This window comes from Polaromonas sp. (assembly GCF_041689105.1).
GTDB lineage: Bacteria > Pseudomonadota > Gammaproteobacteria > Burkholderiales > Burkholderiaceae_C > Polaromonas.
The window spans coordinates 1-4648 of record NZ_JBDNGU010000204.1 but is presented as its reverse complement, the minus strand read 5'-3'; the positions used below and the strand labels follow the sequence as shown (position 1 = coordinate 4648).

Annotated in this window: 3 protein-coding genes and 2 pseudogenes; 1 reads left to right on the top strand and 4 read right to left on the bottom strand. The window is 58.1% G+C overall.

The window, feature by feature from the left end:
* Positions 1–267, top strand: a pseudogene (locus tag ACESMT_RS20215) (hypothetical protein); the annotation flags it as partial.
* A gap of 328 nt (positions 268–595) precedes the next feature.
* Here ACESMT_RS20215 and nuoI read toward each other — a convergent pair.
* The 4 genes and pseudogenes from nuoI to nuoF form a co-directional block, all read right to left on the bottom strand.
* A complete protein-coding gene (gene nuoI, locus ACESMT_RS20210) occupies positions 596–1093 on the bottom strand; it encodes an NADH-quinone oxidoreductase subunit NuoI (RefSeq protein WP_372828391.1) in 498 nt (165 codons plus the stop codon).
* A gap of 75 nt (positions 1094–1168) precedes the next feature.
* Positions 1169–1426: pseudogene (locus ACESMT_RS20205) on the bottom strand (NADH-quinone oxidoreductase subunit H); the annotation flags it as partial.
* Positions 1423–3564, bottom strand: coding sequence for an NADH-quinone oxidoreductase subunit NuoG (gene nuoG, locus ACESMT_RS20200; protein ID WP_372828389.1), 2142 nt, complete (start codon positions 3562–3564; stop codon positions 1423–1425). The gene nuoG and the pseudogene ACESMT_RS20205, both read right to left, overlap by 4 nt.
* 18 nt (positions 3565–3582) lie before the next feature.
* The coding region (nuoF, locus tag ACESMT_RS20195; protein WP_372828388.1) for an NADH-quinone oxidoreductase subunit NuoF at positions 3583–4648 on the bottom strand (1066 nt) is incomplete at its 5' end.

Sequence of the window (4648 nt, the reverse complement as noted above, 5' to 3'; positions counted from 1 at the left end):
GTGCTACTGGAACTACACACAACCTTGAAAACTGGGGGCGTGCTGTTCAGCTCGAACCCGCACGGCCATAATGAAGAAGGCTGGTCCGACGGACGCTACGGTGCGTATTACGATCTTCAAACTTGGCAGCGCCATATGTCAGATGCGGGGTTCGTTGAGTTGACTCATTATTACCGTCCCGATGGCCTGGCGCGCAATCAGCAGCCCTGGCTGGCGAGCGTCTGGCGCAAACTGCCTGCTGACATCGTTAATATCCAAATGTTGTAGTGACAGCGGCGCGCAGCAAGCGATTCAGCGGCGAAAAAGGCCTGCCGGTTTACGTTGTCAGGCGACCTTCAGCACGCTGTCGTCCAGATGCCGTTCGAACAGCAGCCGTTCCTTGCTGGTCAACAGCAGGAAATGCTTGCCGTTGCAGCGCGCCAGCAGCGACATCCCCGGTGCTCTGCCACCATGTGCCCCATCTGCGTGGTGCCCGAACGAGACAGTTTTGCCTATGACTCATCCGATGGCCACCGGAAAAAGTGTTACCCCGTTTTCAACCACACCAAAAAGAGCGGTTGTGACATTCATATCCAAGCTTCTTTCAGGCGATCGGTCAGCGATACTTGGCGTCGGCCGCCAGATTCGCTGCAATTTCGGCCTCGTAGCGGTCCCCTATGGCCAACAGCATGTCTTTGGTGAAGTACAGGTCGCTACGTTTTTCACCGTGGTATTCCAAGATGTGGGTCTCGACAATCGCGTCCACCGGACAGGCCTCTTCGCACATGCCGCAAAAAATGCACTTGTGCAGATCAATGTCATAACGCGTGGTGCGGCGGCTGCCGTCTTCGCGCATCTCTGATTCAATCGTGATCGCCAGCGCCGGGCATATGGCCTCACAAAGATTGCAGGCAATGCAGCGCTCTTCGCCATTTTCATAACGGCGCAGCGCGTGGAGACCGCGAAAGCGCGGGCTCAGTGGTGTTTTTTCTTCGGGGAACTGAATCGTGATCTTGGACTTGAACATGTACTTTCCGGTCAGCGCCATACCCTTGAACAGCTCGGTGAGCATGAAGCTCGATACAAAACCTTTGACTGAAGCGAATGCACTCATGAGGATTTCCTAACTTGAGCCTGGAGGCTCATTTTTTCCGCCGGGCCAGCACAAACAGACTCTTGCTGGTCGAATGATGATTTCCCTGGTCAGTAGCTTGAGCGCGTCGGCAATCGGCTGCAGCAGGCCAGATGGGCCGGCGCGGTTCAGGCCAACTCGGATCTGGGTAAAACCAATCGCCTTGCGCTCACATAAGGTCAGGTAAGCGACGCAGCCTATCAAGGGCAGTAACACACAGACGATCTTGATCAAGGTCCACAGCACCGGACAGACTGTGCCCGGCCAGATGCCGCCCATCAAGACCTGGCCGAAGTCGAAGATCGTGTCAATCATGCGGCGACTCCCTCAGCGCGCACGGCCTGCCGCGCATCAACGGTCAGCTGCAACGAGGTGGCGCGCCGCACCAGGCTGTCCAGCTGGTAAATGCTGACCACGACCGGGGCCGTGCCAGCTGCCGACAGATTGATAGCGGCTTGCGTCGCATTGCCGAGCAGCTCTGCCGGGACCTGCGCCCCTTCAGCGCCGCGGATCTGCTTGAGCACATCCTGCGCGGACTCGAAATCAAAGCCCGGCAAGCCGAGCAGGTTGGCCAGCACACGCAACACCTTCCATGCGGGGCGCGTGTCACCCAGCGGTTTGACTACAGCAAGAAAACTCTGCACACGGCCTTCGGCATTCACAAAGGTGCCCGGGGTTTCGGTGAAAGGCGCAATCGGCAATAACACATCGCTAAAGCTCATGTTGGCTTTGAAGGGACTGAGCGTAACGACCATTTGCGCGGCGTTCAACCCGGCCTTGGCGCCAGCGCCCGCTGCCGAATCAAACTCTGGTTCGTTGTTAAGCAGAATGACGGCCTTGAGTTTGCCATCCAGCATCTGGCCAGCATGAAGGCCCTTATCGCCTGGCAATGCATTAGCAAGCTGTGCGCCAACAGTGTTGGTGGCTTCAGTCAGATAACCGACGCCAGCACCGGTTTGTTCACCAATCCAGTTGGCCAGTACTAGCAAGCTCGATGCGTTGGCATGATGCGCGGCAGTGTTACCCAGAAGAATGGCCTTGCGCTCGCCACCCATCAATGATTTTGCAATGGCTTTGGCGGTATCAGTAGCCTGACCAACAGCGGGAGCCGCAACACCCTTTTCTGCTGCAATAGCCGCAGCAACATCCGCCAATGACTGTGCCCATAAACCGGGATTGCCCAACATCACGTTGCCGATGGGCATAGCCCATGCATCGGCTGTGGTCAATTCTGCTGTCGAATTAATCGTGCTTAGAGCGCATCCTTTGCGAACAGATTGACGGATGCGCTGTGCAAACAGCGGATGATCTTTGCGCAGATTTGAGCCGACAACCAGCACGCGCTGCAATTGCGACAGCGACGCGATGGAGGTGCCCAGCCAGCGCACAGCCTGCGCTGGGACGAACTCGGCGTTGCGCAGCCGGTAATCAATGTTCTCACTGCCCAGACCGCGCATCAGTGACGCGGCAAGGTGCAGCTCTTCAAGCGTGCTGTGCGGGCTGGCCAAGGTGCCTATGCTCTGCGCACCATGGTCGGCCTTGATCCGCTTGAGGCCATTGGCCACGTATTCGAGCGCGGTCTGCCAGTCGACCGCTTTCCACTGGCCACCCTGCTTGAGCATGGGTCTCGTCAGGCGTTCGTCGCTGTTCAGGGCCTCATACGAAAAACGGTCGCGGTCGGCAATCCAGCACTCGTTGACGTATTCGTTTTCGAGCGGTACCACACGCATCACCCTGTTGTTTTTGATCTGGATAATCAGGTTGGCACCGGTCGAATCATGCGGGCTGACCGACTTGCGGCGCGACAGCTCCCAGGTACGGGCGCTGTAACGGAAAGGCTTGCTGGTCAGCGCACCCACCGGGCAGAGGTCGATCATGTTGCCGGACAGCTCGGAATCGACCGACATGCCGACGAAAGTTTCAATCTCGGCATGTTCACCACGGTGCGACATACCCAGCTCCATCACGCCGGCCATTTCCTGGCCGAAGCGGACGCAGAGCGTGCAGTGAATGCAGCGGTTCATCTCTTCCATCGAGATCAGCGGACCGGCGTCTTTGTGGAAGACCACGCGTTTTTCTTCCTCGTAGCGCGAGCCGCTACCGCCATAACCCACAGCGAGGTCCTGCAACTGGCATTCGCCGCCCTGATCGCAAATCGGGCAGTCCAGCGGGTGGTTGATCAGCAGAAACTCCATCACGCCCTTCTGGGCCTTGATGGCTTTGTCGCTCTTGGTGTGCACGATCATGCCCTGCGTCACGGGCGTGGCGCAGGCCGGCATCGGCTTCGGCGCCTTTTCGATATCGACCAGGCACATACGGCAATTGGCCGCGATGCTCAATTTCTTGTGATAGCAGAAATACGGAATGTAGATGTTCGCTTTTCCAGCGGCGTGCATCACCGTGCTGCCTTCGATCACTTCCACCTTCTGGCCGTCTAGTTCTATTTCAATCATATTTTTTCTTTCCTCGGTTCAGGCCTGCGCTGGAGTCTGAATGGGGGCCTGGGATGTTGGAGCTTGCGTGGTTTGCGGTTTGATCATGGCCTCGAACTCAGGGCGGAAATGCTTGATCATGGCGCGCACCGGCATGGCGGCAGCATCGCCAAGCGCACAGATGGTGCGGCCCTGGATGTTGTCCGCCACCGAATTGAGCAGATCCATGTCGGCCTCACGGCCCTTTCCGTTGTGGATGCGATCCACTACGCGCCACAGCCAGCCCGTGCCTTCACGGCACGGCGTGCACTGGCCGCAGGATTCGTGCATATAAAAGTACGACAAACGCTTGAGTGACTCAACCATGCAGCGGCTGTCGTCCATTACGATCACGGCGCCAGAGCCGAGCATGGAGCCCGCCTTGGCAATCGAGTCGTAGTCCATGGTGCATTCCATCATGATGGAGGCCGGCAGCACAGGTACCGAGGAGCCACCGGGAATGACGGCCTTGAGGGTGCGGCCATCCTTGGCATTTCTCACGCCGCCCGCCAGCTCCAGCAGCTTGGAAAACGGCGTACCCATGGGCACCTCATAGTTACCGGGCCACTCGACATCGCCCGACACCGAATAAATCTTGGTACCGCCGTTGTTGGGCTTTCCGCATGCCAGGTAGGCCTGGCCACCGTTGCGGATGATCCACGGTACGGCCGCGAAGGTCTCGGTGTTGTTGATGGTCGTCGGCTTGCCATACAAACCAAAACTGGCGGGAAACGGCGGCTTGAAGCGCGGCAGACCTTTTTTGCCTTCCAGAGACTCCAGTAGAGCGGTCTCTTCACCGCAAATATAAGCGCCAAAGCCGTGCACCGCGTGGAGCTGGAAACTGAAGCTGCTGCCGAGAATGCCGTTGCCGATCAGGCCAGCGACGCGCGCCTCGTCCAGCGCTTCTTCAAAACGCTGGTAGATTGCGAAAATTTCCCCATGAATATAGTTGTAGCCCACGCTGATGCCCATCGCGTAGGCGGCAATCGCCATGCCCTCAATCACGCAGTGGGGGTTGTACGCCAAGATGTCGCGGTCCTTGCAGGTGCCCGGTTCGGCTTCGTCC

Excerpts from the sequence above, each read along its gene's own strand:
- nuoG (WP_372828389.1), bottom strand. The coding sequence starts at position 3,564 with ATGATTGAAATAGAACTAGACGGCCAGAAGGTGGAAGTGATCGAAGGC.
- nuoI (WP_372828391.1), bottom strand. The coding sequence starts at position 1,093 with ATGAGTGCATTCGCTTCAGTCAAAGGTTTTGTATCGAGCTTCATGCTC.